15 protein-coding genes and 1 tRNA gene are annotated in these 17,536 nt (G+C 59.3%); 4 read left to right on the top strand and 12 right to left on the bottom strand.

What is annotated here, in order from left to right; all coding sequences use genetic code 11:
- Positions 1-331: 331 nt before the first annotated feature.
- Positions 332-646, top strand: coding sequence for a helix-turn-helix transcriptional regulator (locus tag AC4HNJ_RS10410; protein ID WP_490479499.1), 315 nt, complete (start codon positions 332-334; stop codon positions 644-646).
- Positions 647-654: 8 nt separating this feature from the next.
- Here the strand turns inward: AC4HNJ_RS10410 and AC4HNJ_RS10415 are convergent, their stop codons facing one another.
- From AC4HNJ_RS10415 to AC4HNJ_RS10450, 8 genes are all read right to left on the bottom strand, one after another.
- On the bottom strand, positions 655-1,830 hold the full coding sequence (locus AC4HNJ_RS10415; protein WP_490479500.1) for a tyrosine-type recombinase/integrase: 1,176 nt from the start codon (positions 1,828-1,830) through the stop codon (positions 655-657).
- Between the two features lie 177 nt (positions 1,831-2,007).
- Positions 2,008-2,100: transfer RNA gene (locus AC4HNJ_RS10420), tRNA-Ser, on the bottom strand.
- A gap of 70 nt (positions 2,101-2,170) precedes the next feature.
- Positions 2,171-2,377, bottom strand: coding sequence for a carbon storage regulator CsrA (csrA, locus tag AC4HNJ_RS10425; RefSeq protein WP_490479501.1), 207 nt, complete (start codon positions 2,375-2,377; stop codon positions 2,171-2,173).
- A gap of 275 nt (positions 2,378-2,652) precedes the next feature.
- Positions 2,653-5,289 (bottom strand): alanine--tRNA ligase, encoded by a 2,637-nt coding sequence (gene alaS, locus AC4HNJ_RS10430; RefSeq protein WP_490479502.1) that lies wholly within the window; start codon positions 5,287-5,289, stop codon positions 2,653-2,655.
- Between the two features lie 80 nt (positions 5,290-5,369).
- Entirely contained in the window at positions 5,370-5,864 is a 495-nt protein-coding gene (locus AC4HNJ_RS10435; protein WP_490479503.1) for a regulatory protein RecX, read from the bottom strand.
- 47 nt (positions 5,865-5,911) lie between these two features.
- Positions 5,912-6,526: a short chain dehydrogenase gene (locus tag AC4HNJ_RS10440; protein ID WP_490479700.1), complete on the bottom strand. Its 615-nt coding sequence runs from the start codon at positions 6,524-6,526 to the stop codon at positions 5,912-5,914.
- Between the two features lie 16 nt (positions 6,527-6,542).
- A complete protein-coding gene (recA, locus tag AC4HNJ_RS10445) occupies positions 6,543-7,577 on the bottom strand; it encodes a recombinase RecA (protein ID WP_490479504.1) in 1,035 nt (344 codons plus the stop codon).
- A gap of 123 nt (positions 7,578-7,700) precedes the next feature.
- Entirely contained in the window at positions 7,701-8,210 is a 510-nt protein-coding gene (locus AC4HNJ_RS10450; protein WP_490479701.1) for a CinA family protein, read from the bottom strand.
- A gap of 79 nt (positions 8,211-8,289) precedes the next feature.
- Between AC4HNJ_RS10450 and mutS the strand changes: the two genes are divergently transcribed.
- The gene (gene mutS / locus AC4HNJ_RS10455; RefSeq protein WP_490479505.1) at positions 8,290-10,866 is read left to right on the top strand and encodes a DNA mismatch repair protein MutS; all 2,577 of its coding nucleotides are present in this window, start codon (positions 8,290-8,292) and stop codon (positions 10,864-10,866) included.
- Between the two features lie 443 nt (positions 10,867-11,309).
- The gene (locus AC4HNJ_RS10460; RefSeq protein WP_490479506.1) at positions 11,310-12,752 is read left to right on the top strand and encodes a catalase; all 1,443 of its coding nucleotides are present in this window, start codon (positions 11,310-11,312) and stop codon (positions 12,750-12,752) included.
- 102 nt (positions 12,753-12,854) lie between these two features.
- Here AC4HNJ_RS10460 and AC4HNJ_RS10465 read toward each other — a convergent pair whose 3' ends face one another.
- Together AC4HNJ_RS10465 and AC4HNJ_RS10470 are read right to left on the bottom strand one after the other, a co-directional pair.
- On the bottom strand, positions 12,855-13,409 hold the full coding sequence (locus AC4HNJ_RS10465; RefSeq protein WP_490479507.1) for a response regulator: 555 nt from the start codon (positions 13,407-13,409) through the stop codon (positions 12,855-12,857).
- Between the two features lie 112 nt (positions 13,410-13,521).
- Positions 13,522-13,926 carry an RNA-binding S4 domain-containing protein gene (locus AC4HNJ_RS10470; protein ID WP_490479508.1) on the bottom strand — a complete coding sequence of 135 codons (405 nt, stop codon included), beginning with the start codon at positions 13,924-13,926 and terminating at the stop codon, positions 13,522-13,524.
- 94 nt (positions 13,927-14,020) lie between these two features.
- On the opposite strand from AC4HNJ_RS10470, the gene AC4HNJ_RS10475 reads away from it, so the two are divergent.
- Positions 14,021-14,629: a trimeric intracellular cation channel family protein gene (locus tag AC4HNJ_RS10475; protein WP_490479509.1), complete on the top strand. Its 609-nt coding sequence runs from the start codon at positions 14,021-14,023 to the stop codon at positions 14,627-14,629.
- Between the two features lie 11 nt (positions 14,630-14,640).
- Here the strand turns inward: AC4HNJ_RS10475 and AC4HNJ_RS10480 are convergent, their stop codons facing one another.
- Positions 14,641-15,546 carry an AEC family transporter gene (locus AC4HNJ_RS10480; protein ID WP_490479510.1) on the bottom strand — a complete coding sequence of 302 codons (906 nt, stop codon included), beginning with the start codon at positions 15,544-15,546 and terminating at the stop codon, positions 14,641-14,643.
- Between the two features lie 93 nt (positions 15,547-15,639).
- A complete protein-coding gene (gene htpG / locus AC4HNJ_RS10485) occupies positions 15,640-17,508 on the bottom strand; it encodes a molecular chaperone HtpG (RefSeq protein ID WP_490479511.1) in 1,869 nt (622 codons plus the stop codon).
- Positions 17,509-17,536 lie beyond the last annotated feature (28 nt).

Here is a 17,536-nt window from a genome sequence, read left to right on the forward strand (position 1 = left end):
GGAGAGAGGCGAGACATTGACGCGAGCGAAGACGTATGACATCGACGCGCAGTGCGATGCCGCTATAGGGCGGCGAGCTCCTCGCGGGTCATCCAGGTGAGGCGAAGGTCGGTATGGACGCGGGCAGCAATCGCTTCCCGGTGCGTGTCAGCTCGACTCTTGGAAATCGTTGGGCCCATAGCGCAACTACGCCCATGCTTGCTCCAACGTGTTTTGCATGGTCGCGATCTCAGGCAGTCTTAGGCTGTCTCCGGTTGAAGTCATCCGAGCGGAAGATCTTCACCGTCCTGCCTGACTACACGGGTAGAGACGTTCGACGAAGGTATCTGATATGAGTGACCGCAAACTCGACGGAAAGTCATTGCGCGATACCGAACGCGAAAGTCATCATGCAATTCCGGCGCCCGCGTTCTACCGCATTCGCGATGTGCTGCGCATCACCGCCTTGACTCGCCCTACCCTCTATCGCCGCATGGCCGCAGGCAGATTTCCCCTGCCCGTCCACTTAGGAGGACGCGCCTGCGCCTGGGCAACGGATGCACTTCAAGCATGGATCAACGATCCGGAGGGCTATCGGGAAACGCCCAGGTCTGATGTCCCAGTGCGGCGCCGGCCGGGTCGTCCCCGAAAATATATGGTCGAGTAAAACAAGCCTCACGCCGCGAGTTGCTGCGGACGTTGGCGTAAAGCGTCTAAATGATCCGCCCACGCCTGCATCATGGCAGCCCGGGGTGTGAGGTAGAGGGCATGGTTATAGGCTGCGCTCGTATCATCCCGTTCCTGATGAGCGAGTTGTAGCTCGATATGTTCATGCGGCCAACCCTGCTCATGCAGCAGGGTCGAGGCAACGCCACGAAAACCGTGCCCGGTCATCCGTCCCCGATAGCCCATCCGATACAAGGCACACAGGATGGTGTTGTTGCTCATCGGCTGCGTCGGTCGTATATCGCCTGGGAAGACCAGTTCGTTTCCAAAGGAGATGGCCCGCAGCTTATCCAATACTGTTTTCGCCTGCCGGCTCAGTGGCACGATATGCGGCGTCTTCATCTTCATCCGCTCGGCCGGAATGTCCCAGCGCGACGCCTGCAAGTCGAACTCCGGCCAGCGTGCACCGATCAGTTCGGAGGTACGCACGAAGGTCAACGCCATCAATTGGAGTGCCAAGCGCGTGTGCTCACCGCCCACATAGACGTCGATGGCGTGCAGCAGGTCGGGCAACTCCTTGGCGCCTACGCGCGGATAATTGCGACGCTTATGCGGCTTTAGCACGTCGGCAGGTTTAACTTCGGCGACGGGATTGTGAGCTGCCAAATCGTTGGCTACCGCGTAGCGCATGATCTGGCCGCAGGTTTGCAGCACGCGCTTGGCGATGTCCAATGCCCCTCGGGCCTCGATCTTCTTGACCGCGAGACGAAACGCGGAGGTCGGGATCGACGACAAAGGCAAGGCGCCGATCTCCGGAAAGATGTCAGCCTCCAACCGAGTCAGCACGTAATGGGCGTGTCGCTCGTTCCGACTAACCTTCCAGTGGGCGTGCCATTGACGGGCCGCCATCTCGAAGGTCAGCTCGGGAGCCTGCTTCTTGGCCGAGGGATCGATGCCGTCGGCCACCTGGCGCCTAGCTTCCTGATGACGAGCCCGCGCTTGGGCTAGCCGCACGTCCGGATAGACCCCTAAGGCCAAGGTCTTTTGCTTTCCATCGACGCGATAGTTATAGCGCCAATAGCGGCCGCCCGCTGGGGTGACGAGCAAGTGCAAACCGCCACCATCCGAGAGCTTCTGCGGCCGACCGGATGGTTTCACGCTACGCAGGAGGGCATCGGTCAGCATTTTGTTGGTATCTCCTAGCCATGGGCGAGTCGATACCAACAAATATACCAACAAATTATCGAGCCACCAAGGAGACGCCTGAGACAGCTTGAGGCATAAAAAATCCCGGAACCCTATGATTTTTAAGGAATTCCAGGATCTTATGAGGCTTACTGAGACGACTTGGAAAAACAATCTTGGCGGAGAGAGAGGGATTCGAACCCTCGATAAGGCTTTTGACCCTATACTCCCTTAGCAGGGGAGCCCCTTCGGCCTCTCGGGCATCTCTCCGGATTTTGTTCCCGTAACATCACGGGAGCCGGCAAGGATACCGGCCGAGGCTCTCGGGGTAAAGAGGGAATCAGTGCCCGCCCGTTCCTCCGGTGGCACCGCCTTCACCCTCGTTCTCGCCCTTGATCCGCTGGTAGATCTCTTCGCGATGCACAGCCACGTTCTTGGGCGCATTGATGCCAATGCGAACTTGGTTGCCTTTCACGCCGAGAACGGTAACGGTCACCTCGTCACCGATCATCAGGGTTTCACCGACCCTGCGGGTCAGAATCAACATAGCTGATACTCCATTTAATGCTTATGGTCACAGGCCATCTGCATGCTGTTGCCTCACCCCTGAGCACAGTCACCATGCAGTTCTGACGCTTGCGTCCGTCAAAGGCCTTACCGCCTTCCCCGGCTCCAAAAATATCAAGATTGCCCTAAAGGACAACTTGCCAACCTCAGCGACGCCGCACAACCGGCAACGCTGATATCCCAGCGATACTAGCCGAGCCGTCGCACTTGGTGCAATCTACACATAATTTTGACATTCGGTCCATACGCGGCGCGTCAACCCGTCAGTTGCTGTCCGATCCAGGCCACTGTACCGGTCAAAATGTCAGGCAATTGTGGTTTATCGAGACCGCCGCCCTGCGCCATGTCCGGACGACCGCCGCCTTTGCCGTCGACCTGCCCTGCAACATGAGCGACAACATCGCCAGCCTTGATGCGACCGCTTGCCTTGCCGTGCACGCCGGCTACCAGCGATACACGGCCCTCCACGGCACCGGCAAGCAACACCACGCAATCGGCTAGTTGCTGCTTGAGTTGATCGACACTTTCGCGCAGTGCTTTAGCGTCCAACCCTTCCAGGCGCGCCGCAACGACTTTAATACCGTGGATGTCGCGGGCCGAATGAACGAGATCGCCGGTCATGGAGCCTGCCGCCTTCGCGCGCAGCGATTCGAGTTCTCGCTCCAGTTTTTTCTGACGATCAAGCAGCTGCCTCAGCTTTTCCGCCACATCGTCACCGCTGGTGGACAACAATTGCGACAACTCGCCCAAGCGACGCTCCTCCTCGGCGACGTAGGCCAGCGCCCCGGCCCCGGTCACCGCCTCGATACGGCGCACACCCGAAGCCACACCGGCTTCGCTGACAATTTTGAACAAGCCAATGTCACCCGTGCGGTGGACGTGCGTACCACCGCAGAGTTCAGTCGAAAACTCACCCATCTTCAAGACGCGAACTTCATCGCCGTACTTTTCGCCGAACAACGCCATGGCGCCGAAAGCGATCGCATCGTCGTAAGCCATGTGACGCACTTCGGCTTCGACATTGCGACGCACTTCTGCATTCACCAAAGCCTCGACTTGTGCCAACTCATCGCGACTGACCGGCTTGAAATGCGAAAAGTCGAAACGCAAACGATCCGGCGCCACCAACGAACCCTTCTGCGCGACGTGCGTGCCAAGTACCTTGCGCAGTGCGGCATGCAGCAAATGGGTTGCCGAATGATTCAGCACCGTAGCCTGACGACGCGACATATCCACGTCCGCATCCAGAACATCGCCTGTGCGTAGTGGCTGCGTGCCTTGCCAGCGACCGGCATGACCAAAGAACACACCGCCCATCTTGAGCGTATCCACCACGTCGAAACGACCCGCGCCGTGGGATAACACGCCGGTATCACCCACTTGTCCACCGGATTCGGCGTAGAACGGTGTGCGGTCGAGAATGACCAGGCCATCCTCGCCATCCGCCAGCTGACCAACCTGCTTGCCCGCTCGCACGATGCCGATCACCTTGTTGGCACGACTGGATAAGGTCTCGTATCCGAGGAACGCCGTAGGCGCCAATTGGCTGGCGAGCTCGGCAGGCATCTGACCTTTGGCCTCGAAGCGGCTGGCAGCCCGAGCGCGCTCACGCTGCTGCTCCATCGAGCGCTCGAAACCGTCCATGTCCACCGCCAGCCCGCGTTCGCGTGCAATGTCGGCCGTAAGGTCCACTGGAAAACCATAAGTGTCGTAAAGACGGAAAGCATCTTCGCCAGGAATCGTCTTGGCAGACTTGGCGGCAATTTCGTCGAACACGCGCATACCATGCTCCAGCGTTTCGCCGAAACGCTGTTCTTCGGTGCGCAAGGCATCTTCCACGAAGGATTGCTTGGCAACCAGCTCCGGATAAGCAACCCCCATCTCCTCCACCAGCGGCTGCACCATTTTCCAGAAGAAATCACCGCGTACGCCCAGCATCCAGCCATGGCGCAAGGCACGGCGAACGATACGGCGCAGCACGTAACCGCGTCCCTCGTTTGAAGGCAGCACACCATCAACGATCAGAAAGGAGCATGCGCGAATGTGATCGGCAATCACGCGCAGGGATTTATTCGCGAGGTCTTTCGTGCTCGTCAGCCCCGCTGCCACATTGATCAGGTGTTGGAACAAATCGATCTCGTAATTGGAATGCACATGCTGCAGCACCGCAGCCAGGCGCTCCAACCCCATGCCGGTGTCCACGCAGGGCGCCGGCAGCGGTGAAAGAGTTCCATCCGGCGCCCGGTCGAACTGCATGAACACCAGGTTCCAGATTTCGATGTAACGATCGCCGTCTTCCTCCGGCGAACCGGGAGGACCACCCGCGATGTCCGGACCATGGTCGTAAAAGATTTCCGTACACGGGCCGCAAGGCCCGGTATCAGCCATCTGCCAGAAGTTGTCCGACGCGAACGGCGCTCCTTTGTTGTCGCCGATGCGAACGATGCGCTCGGCCGACACGCCTATTTCTTTGTGCCAGATATCATAGGCCTCGTCATCGGTGTGATAGACGGTGACCCACAGCTTCTCAGCCGGCAATTTAAAAACGCCGGTCAGCAATTCCCACGCGTAGTGGATGGCATCGCGCTTGAAGTAATCGCCGAACGACCAGTTGCCCAACATTTCGAAAAACGTGTGATGGCGCGCGGTATAGCCCACCGAATCGAGGTCGTTGTGTTTGCCTCCCGCACGCAGGCAGCGCTGCACATCAGCCGCTCGTACAAAAGGCAGCTTTTCGCTGCCGAGAAACACGTTCTTGAACTGCACCATGCCCGAGTTAGTGAACAGCAAGGTGGGATCGTTCGCCGGCACCAGCGAGCTGGACGGCACGATGGCGTGATCCTTGGAGCGGAAATAGTCGAGAAAGGCGGAACGGATGTCAGCGGTTTTCATGAGGTCTGGGCAAGGTACGAAAAAGGCGCGAAACGGAGTCGACGCGGAACCCGCCCATCATCCGGCTACTACACACGGACTCAGGAAAGATCGTCAGCATCGTCCACTTCAGCGTGGGTAACATGCCGTACTGTGGCGGCGGGAAAGCCTCGACGCAAGAGGAACTGCGCACGACGGGCGCGTTCGGTCGGATCGGCGGTACCAGCGCCATAACGGCGGCGCAGTTGGGCGGCGGCCACGTCACCCCAATCGACATCGATCGCATCCAGCAAGCTGCGGATGCGACTGTCCGAGAAACCATGGGTTTTGAGCTCTGCACGCAGCCGCATGGGGCCGTAGCCTTGTGCGATGCGGTTGCGGATCAGTACGTCCGCAAAACGGTCGTCATCCTGATATTTCTGCTCGCCGAGCCGATCCAGCGCCTCGCTGGCCTCGCCGCCCTCATAGCCATTGCGCCCAAGCTTCTGCCGCAGTTCACGCCGCGAATGCTCCCGGCGCGCAAGCAGGCCCAGCGCTTTGTTATACGCGCTAGGTTTGGGTTTTCCCGTATCTCTATCGCCTGGCTTGCGCTTCATGATCAAAAGAAAAGATGCCAACCCTGTGCCGGGTCAACGGGGCAGCCTCAGAAAACCTTATACATCTGCCCTGTTTGCGCCCCTTCCACACTACGGGCGAATGCGAGCGCGGCACGCGCCGCACTTACCGGCTCAAAACCACGGAAGAACGGCGCGTAAGATGGCATGGCTTCGGTCAGCACGTTCGGGCTGACCACGTTGATACGCAGTCCGCGTGGTAGCTCAATGGCGGCCGCGCGTACGAAAGCCTCTACCGCGCCATTGACCAAGCTCGCCGAACTCCCGGACACGATCGGCTGCTCGGAAAGAATACCCGTCGTGAGCGTGATGGAGCCTCCATCACGTAGATGGTCCCGTGCGGCCAACGCCAGATTCACCTGCCCCATCAACTTGTCAGCAATACCCTGCGTATGCAGCGATTCACCGTAGCGTGCCGGTTGAAAATCGGCGAGTGGCGCGAACGTCACCTTGCCTGCGGCACTGATCACCGCATCCAATTCACCAGCCTGCTTCAAGGCCGAACGAATACTGTCGGGGTCAGTGAGATCGATCCTGATGCTGCCGGATTGCCGCCCGGCAGCGATAACCTCATGCCGCTGCGCCAGTTCGGCCGCTACAGCGCGTCCGAGTGTCCCGGACGCACCCACCAGCAAGATCCGCAGACGACGCTCGGCCACCTCAGGCTTCTTCCAGCGCTTCTTCGGACGAAGCCAACGCACCGCCGCCGCTTACCAGCAGGCGGGAACGCAGCTCACGGTCGATTTCATCGGCAATCTTGGGGTTGTCGCGCAGAAACTGGCGTACGTTTTCCTTACCCTGGCCGATACGGTCACCCTTGTAGCTATACCAGGCACCCGACTTATCAATGAGGCTCTGAGCCACACCGAGTTCGATGATCTCGCCCTCACGCGACGTGCCCTCGCCATAGAGGATTTCGAATTCTGCCTGGCGGAACGGAGGAGCAACCTTGTTCTTGACCACCTTCACGCGGGTCTCCGAACCGATTACCTCCTCACCCTTCTTCACCGCGCCAATGCGGCGGATATCCAGGCGCACCGAAGCATAGAACTTCAACGCATTACCACCGGTAGTGGTCTCCGGATTGCCGAACATCACACCGATCTTCATGCGGATCTGGTTGATGAAAATGACCAGGCAATTGGATTTCTTGATATTGGCAGTGAGCTTGCGCAAGGCCTGGCTCATCAGGCGCGCATGCAGACCCACGTGCGAATCGCCCATCTCACCTTCGATTTCAGCCTTAGGCGTAAGCGCGGCGACCGAGTCGACCACCACCATGTCCACCGCACCCGAGCGGACCAGCATGTCGGCGATTTCCAGTGCTTGCTCGCCGGTATCCGGCTGCGAGACCAGTAGATCATCCACATTCACGCCCAGTTTCTGCGCATAGGTAGGATCGAGGGCATGTTCGGCGTCGACGAAAGCCGCCGTGCCACCGTTTTTCTGGCAGTTGGCGATCACTTGCAGGGTCAGCGTGGTCTTGCCCGACGATTCAGGGCCATAGATCTCGACCACTCGGCCACGCGGCAGGCCACCCACACCCAACGCGATGTCCAGGCCCAGCGAACCCGTCGAGATGGTATCGATGCTGTCGTCGGTACGATCGCCCAGGCGCATCACCGCGCCTTTGCCGAACTGCTTCTCAATCTGGCCAAGGGCCGAAGCGAGCGCTTTGCGCTTGTTGTCATCCATCGTGTTGATTCCGGTCGTGTTCGTAGTAGGTACGTGCATGATGCCCTGTCAGTGTCTCACCGACTGGGATGCAGGGGTTTGAGTATCCCACATCGGTCAAGCGTAGCTGTGGGCAATGCCTACTCAGCCTGTCAGCGTTTCCAGTACACCGATGAGGGCCATCGCCACCGTCTGCCGCCGGACCGATTCACGTCCTCCCGCAAAATGAAACAACTTAGCACGCGCCTTGCCACCCTGGCGCTGCCAGCCAATCCATACCGTGCCGACGGGTTTGTCCGCGGTGCCGCCGGTGGGCCCGGCGATGCCCGTCACGGCTACCGCTACCTGGGCGGGCAAGCGATCGAGCGCACCGGTCACCATTTCCAACGCCGTCTCCTCGCTTACCGCACCAGTACGCTCCAGCGTCGCCCTGCGCACACCGAGCAGTTTTTCTTTAGCTTCATTGCTATAGCTCACCACGCCCGCTTCGAACCATGCCGAGCTGCCGGACAAATCGGTAAGTGCTTTAGCAATCCACCCGCCTGTACATGACTCGGCGGTGGCCAGCATCAGTCGCCGCTGTTGCATCGCCTCCGCCACCCGCATCGCCAATGCTTCCAGTTCAGCATCAGTAGGAACCGATGACAACTCCATGCGAAACTCCGCGTTCTCGCCGCCCGGCACGGGCGTCATTTTTCGTTGTACTCGTTTCGCATCCCAACGCCAAGACCGCATGAATCAGGACGAACTTTCGCTGCACACCCCTTTGATGCGCCAGTACCTCGCGGCCAAGGCCGCGCATCCGGACGTGCTGCTGTTCTTTCGCATGGGCGATTTCTACGAGCTGTTTTACGACGATGCACGCAAGGCAGCGCGCCTATTGGACATCACGCTCACGCAGCGTGGGCAATCGGCGGGGCAGCCGATTCCGATGGCGGGCGTGCCGTATCACGCGGTAGAGAACTACCTGGCAAAATTGGTGCGCCTGGGTGAGTCGGTTGCCATCTGCGAACAGATCGGCGATCCCGCGCTGGCCAAAGGGCCGGTGGAGCGCAAGGTGGTGCGCATCGTCACGCCAGGCACCGTGACCGATGCAGCCTTGCTGGAGGAACGTCGCGACAATCTCTTGCTGGCCATCGCCGCGGGCGCGCATGGCAGCTACGGTCTTGCGTGGGTCGACCTTTCAAGCGGTCGCTTTCTACTCAGCGAAGTGCCCAGTGCGGAGGCGCTCGCCGCCGAACTGGCACGCTTGCAACCCGCAGAAACGCTGGTTGGTGAAGACGTTGCATGGCCGAAACTGGTCAGTGCATTGCCCGGCTTACGCAAGCGGCCACCGTGGCATTTCGACGGCGACGCGGCGCGGCGCGAATTGAATCGCTTCTTCGGCACGCGCGATCTCACTGGCTTCGGTGTCGACAATTTGCCATGGGCGATTGCTGCCGCAGGCTGCCTGCTCGGCTATGTGGAAGAAACCCAGAAGAGCGCGTTGCCGCATCTTTCTGGCATGGCGGTGGAGAGCGCGGGTGAAACGATCGCGCTGGACGCGGCTACACGCCGTAACCTGGAACTCGATACGCATCCCAGCGGACGTGTCGAACATACCCTGCTTGGCGTGCTGGACGAAACCGTTACGCCGATGGGCGCGCGCCTGATGCGCCGATGGCTGAACCGGCCGTTGCGTTCGCGCGAAACGCTGCGCCGTCGTCACCAGGCGATCGGCGCATTGATCGAGACAGGTCGTTATGAGCCCTTACGCGACCAGTTGCGTGGCATCGGCGATCTTGAGCGCATTCTTGCCCGCGTCGCACTGCGCTCTGCGCGCCCACGTGACCTTTCTACCTTGCGCGATGGGCTTGCCGCTGCGCCTGCGCTGCGGGAATCCATTGCCACGTTGGATAGTCCGCTGCTGCACGCACTTGTCGCAGGCATCGGCGATCACGCTGCAATCGCCGAGTTACTGAAGCGCGCCATCGTCGAGCAGCCTCCGGTATTGCTGCGCGACGGCGGCATCATCGGTGATGGCTATGACGGCGAGCTGGACGAACTGCGTCGCCTTGCCACCCATGCCGACCAGTTCCTTGTTGAGCTGGAAGAGCGCGAGAAAGTCGCCAGTGGCATTCCGACATTGAAAGTCGGCTACAACCGCGTACACGGCTACTACATCGAGATCAGCAAAGCCCAATCGGACAAGGCGCCCACGCATTACACGCGCCGGCAAACCACCAAGAACGCCGAACGCTATATCACCGAAGAACTGAAAACCTTCGAGGACAAGGTGCTCTCCGCCAAGGAACGTTCGCTGATGCGCGAACGCGCCTTGTACGAAACCTTGCTGGACACGCTGACCGAACAGCTCGAACCGCTCAAGCACGCCGCGGCAGCGATGGCTGAACTCGATGTGCTGTGCACGCTCGCCGAGCGCGCCGAAGCACTCGACTGGAGCGCACCGGAACTCACCGATGTCGCCGGCATTGCCATTGAACGCGGCCGCCATCCGGTGGTGGAAAAGGTGCGCGAAGAACCGTTCGAACCGAACGACCTGATGCTCGATGACAGCCGCCGCATGCTGGTGATCACCGGCCCGAACATGGGCGGTAAATCGACTTACATGCGGCAAAACGCGCTGATCGTGCTGTTGGCGCATATCGGGAGCTACGTGCCAGCGAGTCGTGCCGTGCTTGGTCCTATCGATCGCATTTTCACCCGCATCGGTGCAGGTGACGATCTATCGCGTGGACAATCCACCTTCATGGTGGAAATGAGTGAAACCGCCAATATCCTGCACAACGCCACACCGCAAAGCCTGGTACTGATGGACGAAGTCGGCCGCGGTACCAGTACGTACGACGGCCTGGCGTTGGCCCGCGCGGCGGCAGTGCATCTGGCTGCAACCAGCCGAGCCTACACCTTGTTCGCCACCCATTATTTCGAGTTGACCGAACTTGCCTCTGAATATCCCGGCATCGCGAATGTGCATCTCGATGCCGTCGAGTACGGCGAACAACTGGTCTTCATGCACGCGGTGAAGGAAGGACCAGCCAATCGCAGTTTTGGCTTGCAGGTCGCTGCATTGGCAGGCCTGCCGAAATCGGTCATTGCCGATGCGCGGCGTACCTTGGCCGAATTGGAGCGGGGTATGCATGCACATGTCGCTGCGCTGCCGGCGACACCTGCCGCTTCGCCACAACTTGGCCTTTTCGCCTCGGGATCTTCAGCCGCTGAAGACGAATTGCTGGGCATGGACCTAGACGCAATGTCTCCGCGCGAAGCGCTTGATGCCCTATACCGGTTGAAATCGCTCTGCCGATAAGCAGTCTATCCGAATGGGTACCGAAGAAAGCTCCAGGCACCCCAGGGGCTTTCTTTAACCTGCCCATGGGATCTTGCCGCCGCAAAGTGCTGGCGCCACCGATGCAGGAACATGGCACCCGTCGCTGAACTTCTAAAACCCGCTGACTTTCGCCGCTCTCAAAACGCTGGGATAACCGGCGTATAACTGTCGGTGTGTACACGATCCATACCTCCCACCGGACACGCGGTGGCAGCGCGGGACGTGAACCGGGCATTGCGGAAATCACGATGGGGACGATCCATTAACCCTTGCGTACTTTCTCCCTTACGCCCCGCACTGAGCAATAGCCATAGGCTATGAAAAGAATCGGAATAATCAAATTCCCATCGCAGCCGCCGGCCCGTAGATTGGGCTTCAAGCCAGCCGACGCCAGCCACTCCCGACGAGCCAGGAACCCAGCCATGAGCAAAGACCGCAACACCTTGACCACCAACTCGGGGGCACCGGTGCCCGACAATCAGAACAGCCTGACAGCCGGTCCCCGTGGCCCATTGCTCATACAGGACTATCAGCTGTTTGAGAAACACGCCCATTTCAATCGCGAACGCATTCCAGAGCGCATCGTGCATGCCGTGGGTATCGCAGCATTCGGTGAACTCACCATCACGCACGACATTAGCCGCTATACGCGAGCCAAGGTATTCAAACCCGGCAGCAAGACACCACTGTTACTGCGGTTTTCCACGGTTGCGGGCGAGAAAGGCGCGGCAGATGCCGAGCGAGACGTGCGCGGCTTTGCCCTCAAGTTCTACACCGAAGAAGGCAACTGGGATCTGGTCGGCAATAACACGCCCGTTTTCTTCATCCGCGACGCGTATAAATTTCCCGACTTCATCCACACGCAAAAACGCGATCCGCGTACCAATATGCGGAACGCTACAGCGCAATGGGATTTCTGGTCGCGTTCACCGGAATCCTTGCACCAAGTCACCATCCTGATGAGCGATCGCGGCCTGCCCGCTTCGGTTCGCCATATGCATGGGTTCGGTAGCCACACCTACAGCTTCTGGAACGATAAAGGCGAGCGGTATTGGGTGAAGTTCCACTTCAAGACCCAGCAGGGCATCAAGAACTGGACCAATGTGGAGGCCGCCAAAGTCATCGGCGAGGACCGCGAAGCGCATCAGCGCGATCTGTATAACGCCATCGAGCGTAAAGAGTTCCCGCGCTGGACCCTGTACGTACAGATCATGCCCGAGGCAGATGCCGAAAAAACGGACTACAACCCCTTCGACTTGACGAAGGTGTGGCCGTACAAGGATTACCCGTTGATCGAGGTTGGTGTGCTGGAACTCAACCAGAACCCCGACAACTATTTCGCCCAAGTGGAGCAGGCCAGTTTTTCACCAGCCAACGTAGTACCCGGCATCGGCCATAGTCCGGACAAAATGCTGCAGTTCCGCGTGTTCTCCTATGCCGATGCCGCGCGCTATCGGCTAGGCACCAACCACGAACACCTGCCGGTCAACCGCCCTCGCTGCCCCGTACACAATTACTACCGCGATGGCAGCATGCGCTTTGACGACAACGGCGGCGGCAGCGTGAACTACGAGCCGAATGGTTTCGGAGGCCCCGTGGAGGATCCTTCCGTCAAGGAACCGGCGTTGAAAATCTCCGGCGACGCCGATCGCTACGATCATCGCGAAGGCAATGACGATTACGCACAGCCAGGCGATCTCTTCCGCTTGATGACGCCGGATCAAAAGCAGCAGTTGTTCAACAACATCGCCGCAGCCATGCAAGGGGTGCCGGAAGACATCGTGCGCCGACAGTTGGGCCATTTTGCGAAGGCTGATCCTGACTACGCAACAGGCGTAGCGAAGGCGCTGGGCATCAAGCCCTGATCCTGGCCAAAAAAAGCGCCGCAGCGTCCCCTCGCTGCGGCGCTTACCGTCTGAAATCAGCCGGTCTGCTGCGGGTATCGGAAGGGATATCGAAAGGCCGGTCTAAGCCGCCATGCCAGAAAGCGTGTTGCGAATGTCTTCATAGGGCGCAACGGGCATGGCATGGGCGACGCGTGCGGCCAACGGGACGCGCGCAGGAACGCGACCGGCGCAAATCAATTGATGGATCGATTGCTGTACCTCACGCTGACCGAACGGCTTTTTGATGAAGTCGTCCGCGCCAAAGCGCTGCACGTAAAGCTGTTCCGTGGCCTGCTGGTTGCCGCTGATCATCACAATGGGAATGTGCTGCGTGCGTGGATCATGGCGCAAGGCGCGCAATACGGCGAAGCCATTTATTCCTGGCAGCACGATGTCGAGGAAAATAAGTTCCGGCTGCTCATTCCTGGCTAGCTCGATGGCGCTCTCGCCGTCAACCGCGCGTTGTACGGCATAGCCCTCCTGTCCAAGCATCTTGCCTAGCACTGCACGAATAGTCGGCGAATCATCCACCACCAACGTGCGCATGCCTTCGACAGCCTGCAGCAACCGTCCTTGGGCCATGCTTGCCTGCGCTTGACCACCCAGTAGTCGCCTGAGCAATGCGATCCCGTTCATGCAATCCCCCTGAGTTCCGCACCGCCTCATTCTCCGAAGCGATCTTAGAAAGACCGCCCGCCTTATGGAGAAATCTTCGCGCAGATACGCAGGAATTTCTGAGATGCGCTACTCATGGAAAATCCTTAAGGCGTCGCAATTCTCGACGTTCCTGCTTGTTTGGGCGGGTGGGCGGCCGGTTGAGACCCGCCCCGCTCAGGCGTCGCAGCTCGCGCGCCTGTTCGCGCGCGACGCGGCTCGCTTCCGTTTCGCGATAAAGCGTTTGCGCCACGCTGGCCGGTCCGCGCTGCGCTGCAAGGGCCACGATCTCCAGCTCAAGCCGTTCCTCGCCACGCGTCAGGCGGACACGGTCGCCCACGTGCAGTGCCTTGGACGGCTTGCAACCCGCACCATTCACGTCGACTTTACCGCCATCGATCGCCTGTTTAGCCAAGCTGCGCGTCTTGTACATGCGCGCAGCCCACAGCCAAACATCGGCGCGCACTTCGTTCAATGTTTCGTTCGTTGCAGCGTTCATCGGTGGCATTATCGACGTGTTGCCTTACGAATACAGGAAATGGGATCGCTATCCAACTGACGCAAGCCTGACGAACCGGCACACGGAGGACTGCATGCTTCTCTACCTTTTGGACCTGATCGGCGTGGCGGTGTTTGCAGCCAGCGGTGTGCTTGTGGCGGCACGCACCGGCCTGGATCTGCTCGGCGGCCTGGCATTGGCGGCGCTTACGGCAATCGGTGGAGGCACCCTGCGGGATCTGCTGCTCAATCGGCATCCCATTTTCTGGATACGCGATGCCAGGTATCTCTGGGTGATTACAGGCGCCGCCGCGCTGACCATGATCTATGTGACGTTTTTTCCACCGCCGGGCCATGGCTTTCTGATCGTCGACGCCTTGGGACTGGCCCTCTTTGCCATCAGCGGAGCACAGACAGCTGAGGCTGCCCGCCTGTCGCCCTGGATCGTAGTGCTTATGGGCACGATGACCGGCACCGCCGGTGGTGTGCTACGCGATGTCATGACGGCGCACGTGCCTTTGATCTTCCAGCAGGACCTCTACGCAACAGCGGCGATGGCCGGCATTGTCGCCTATCTATTGCTGGACAAGCTTGCCGTACCCCGTGCATGGTCCATTACTGTCGGTGTCGCCGTCATTCTTGCCCTGCGCTTTATCGCTGTGATGTGGGGCGCGCATCTGCCGCGGTTGCATATCGTGCATTGAGCGAAGGGCTCTCAGCCGGCAGGCAGCAGAAGATTGCCCAAGGGGATCGTCAGCAAGGACAGCACGATGCCCGCCCCAAGCAAGGCATTGGCAAGCGAGGGATCGAGTTCGTATTCATCGGCAAGAATGGCGGCGGAAATCATGGGTGCCATCGCGGCCTGAAGCACCCCAACAGTCAACGTCAGTCCTTTTACGTCGGCAAGACTTCCCAACAACCAACACACTAACGGGGCAAGCAAAAGCTTCCAGCCCAGTCCCCAAGTCAACGCTGCAGCCTGCCCGCGAGCAAGTCGAAAGCGGAACTGCATTCCTACGGAAAACAGAGCCAGCGGCGTCAGGGTCGCGCCAATCGGCGCCAGCACATGGCGCACCGAAGCAGGCCAACCACCCAGTAGGCCAACAATAATGCCGATAACCAAAGCGACGAAGGCCGGAAACGTCAGGATACGGCGGATGATCAAGCCGACGTCCGGATTCCGCCCTGCATACACCGAGGCCACCACGACCCCGGCCGAGGACAAGAGCGGAAAACATCCCAGCTGATCTGCCACCACGGCAAGCGATAACCCTGCTTGCCCATGCAATGCCTGGATCATGGGATAACCCATAAACGAGGTATTCCCTAGGCCGCATACCAGAATAAGCGCACCAATGCGTCCCCGCGACCAGCCAAGACGCCGCCCCAGCAAGCCGAACAACAGCCATGCGCCACCAAACACGATGGCCATGGCCGCGACGGGAAACCACAGCCGCGCATCGAACGCTACGCCTGGAATGAGATCCAGGACGAGTGCTGGCAACGCGATATTGAGAACCCACCAATTCAGGCCATGGACCATGCCGCCTGGCGGATTCCCCCAGCGCGATACCGCGACGCCCAGCATCAAGCAAACGCATAGCAGTAACAGTGCACTCATGATGTTCCGTCAGAAAAAAAGCGGCCGCAGTATAGCGGCCGCCTTGTGCAGGGCTCAGTCCTCTTCTTACGGGTAAAAGCGAGACAAAGCCATTCAACCGAGCAACACACGATTCAGACGTTGGACGAACGCTGCCGGATCGGAGAGCTGCGCACCCGCTGCGATTTCCGCTTGCTCAAGCAGCAGATTGGCAAGATCCCCCGCCCTGCCTTCGTCCCCTTCGCTCTGCAACCGCTTCAAAAGCGCGTGCTGCGGATTGATTTCGAGCGTTGGTTTGCCAGTCGGCATGTCATGTCCTGCTTCACGCAAAAGACGGGCAACATGCGGCGCCATTTCATAGTCGGACAACGCCAGGCACGATGGCGAATCGGTCAGGCGCGCGGAAACTTTCACATCAGTCACCCGATCGCCCAGGAGTTCCTTGATGCGCTTCAACAGGGGTTCGGCGTTCTTGCTGGCCTCTTCTTGCTGCTTCTTGGCTTCCTCGTCCAACGGCACGTCGCCCTTGGCAACGTTGCGCAGTTTTTTACCACTGTATTCCGTAAGGCTTCCGATCATCCATTCATCGATGCGGTCGGACATCAACAGTACCTCGATGTCCTTGGCCTTGAACGCTTCCAATTGCGGACTGCCTGCTGCGGCGGCATAACTGTCCGCGGTGATATACCAAATGGTGTCCTGCCCTACCGGCATACGACCGATGTAGTCATCCAGCGAGACAGTTTGAGCATTGCTGTCGCTCTTGGTCGACGCAAAGCGCAGCAATTTGGCGATACGCTCGCGATTGGCATGATCCTCGACGATGCCCTCCTTGAGCGTGTTGCCAAACGCTTTGTAGAAGGTCTTGAACTTTTCGGGTTCGTCCTTGGCAAGCTTCTCGATCAGATCAAGCACGCGTTTGACGCAAGCTGAGCGAATACGTTCAAGCTGACGGTTCTGTTGCAGGATTTCGCGGCTTACATTGAGCGGTAAGTCGTCCGCATCCACCACCCCACGCACAAACCGCAGATAGTTCGGCAGCAACTCCTCCGCCGCATCCATGATGAAAACGCGCTTGATGTAGAGCTTCAGCCCCTTTCGCTCATCACGGCCACCCATCATCAACTCGAACGGCGGCTGCGAGGGGATATATAGCAGCGTGGTGAAACTCTGGCTGCCCTCGACACGATTATGCGTCCATGCCAGGGCATCATTGAAATCGTGTCCCAGCGATTTGTAGAAGCTCTGGTAATCTTCGTCGCTGATCTCGCTCTTGGACTTGGTCCACAAGGCCGACGCCGCGTTGACGGTTTCCCATTCATCGGTCGGCTTGCCGTCCTTTTCCTCCGGCATGCGAATCGGGAATGCCACATGGTCCGAATACCGTGTAATCAGCGAGCGCAGCTCCCAGCGCTTGAGGAAATCATCTTCGTCGGCCTTCAAATGCAAGATCACCGAGGTGCCACGCTGAGGCAGATCCACCTGCTCCAGTGAATACTCGCCCTTTCCGTCGCTTTCCCATTTCACACCTTCGCCGCTCGCAGCACCCGCTCGACGAGTGAGTACGGTCACCTTGTCGGCGACGACAAAAGCGGAATAGAAACCCACACCGAACTGGCCGATCAGGCGGGCGTCGCTTTTCTGCTCCGAGCTCATGGCTTCCAGGAAACGACGCGTACCGGAGCTGGCGATGGTGCCGATATTGGCCATGACCTCATCGCGGCTCATGCCGATGCCGTTATCGTGCACCGTGATCGTGTGCCTCTCGGTGTCCCAGCTGATATCGATGTGCAGCTCGGCATCGCCGGCAAGCAAGTCGGGATGGGCGATAGATTCGAACCGCAGCTTGTCGCATGCGTCCGATGCGTTCGAAATCAGTTCGCGCAGGAAAATTTCTTTGTGCGAATACAAGGAGTGCGTAACCAGGTGGAGAACCTGGGCGACTTCAGCTTCAAATTTGCGAGTCTCGGCGGGTGCGCTCATAACAGTGCCTTCCAAAGCGTAGGGTTGT

The organism is Dyella sp. SYSU CM1112, assembly GCF_058216415.1.

Coding starts and splice junctions, on each gene's coding strand:
- AC4HNJ_RS10475 (WP_490479509.1), top strand. CDS start 14,021: ATGCTTCTCTACCTTTTGGACCTGATCGGCGTGGCGGTGTTTGCAGCC.
- AC4HNJ_RS10465 (WP_490479507.1), bottom strand. CDS start 13,409: ATGAACGGGATCGCATTGCTCAGGCGACTACTGGGTGGTCAAGCGCAG.
- alaS (WP_490479502.1), bottom strand. CDS start 5,289: ATGAAAACCGCTGACATCCGTTCCGCCTTTCTCGACTATTTCCGCTCC.
- AC4HNJ_RS10480 (WP_490479510.1), bottom strand. CDS start 15,546: ATGAGTGCACTGTTACTGCTATGCGTTTGCTTGATGCTGGGCGTCGCG.
- mutS (WP_490479505.1), top strand. CDS start 8,290: ATGAATCAGGACGAACTTTCGCTGCACACCCCTTTGATGCGCCAGTAC.
- AC4HNJ_RS10460 (WP_490479506.1), top strand. CDS start 11,310: ATGAGCAAAGACCGCAACACCTTGACCACCAACTCGGGGGCACCGGTG.
- AC4HNJ_RS10410 (WP_490479499.1), top strand. CDS start 332: ATGAGTGACCGCAAACTCGACGGAAAGTCATTGCGCGATACCGAACGC.
- htpG (WP_490479511.1), bottom strand. CDS start 17,508: ATGAGCGCACCCGCCGAGACTCGCAAATTTGAAGCTGAAGTCGCCCAG.
- AC4HNJ_RS10470 (WP_490479508.1), bottom strand. CDS start 13,926: ATGAACGCTGCAACGAACGAAACATTGAACGAAGTGCGCGCCGATGTT.
- csrA (WP_490479501.1), bottom strand. CDS start 2,377: ATGTTGATTCTGACCCGCAGGGTCGGTGAAACCCTGATGATCGGTGAC.
- AC4HNJ_RS10415 (WP_490479500.1), bottom strand. CDS start 1,830: ATGCTGACCGATGCCCTCCTGCGTAGCGTGAAACCATCCGGTCGGCCG.
- AC4HNJ_RS10450 (WP_490479701.1), bottom strand. CDS start 8,210: ATGGAGTTGTCATCGGTTCCTACTGATGCTGAACTGGAAGCATTGGCG.
- recA (WP_490479504.1), bottom strand. CDS start 7,577: ATGGATGACAACAAGCGCAAAGCGCTCGCTTCGGCCCTTGGCCAGATT.
- AC4HNJ_RS10435 (WP_490479503.1), bottom strand. CDS start 5,864: ATGAAGCGCAAGCCAGGCGATAGAGATACGGGAAAACCCAAACCTAGC.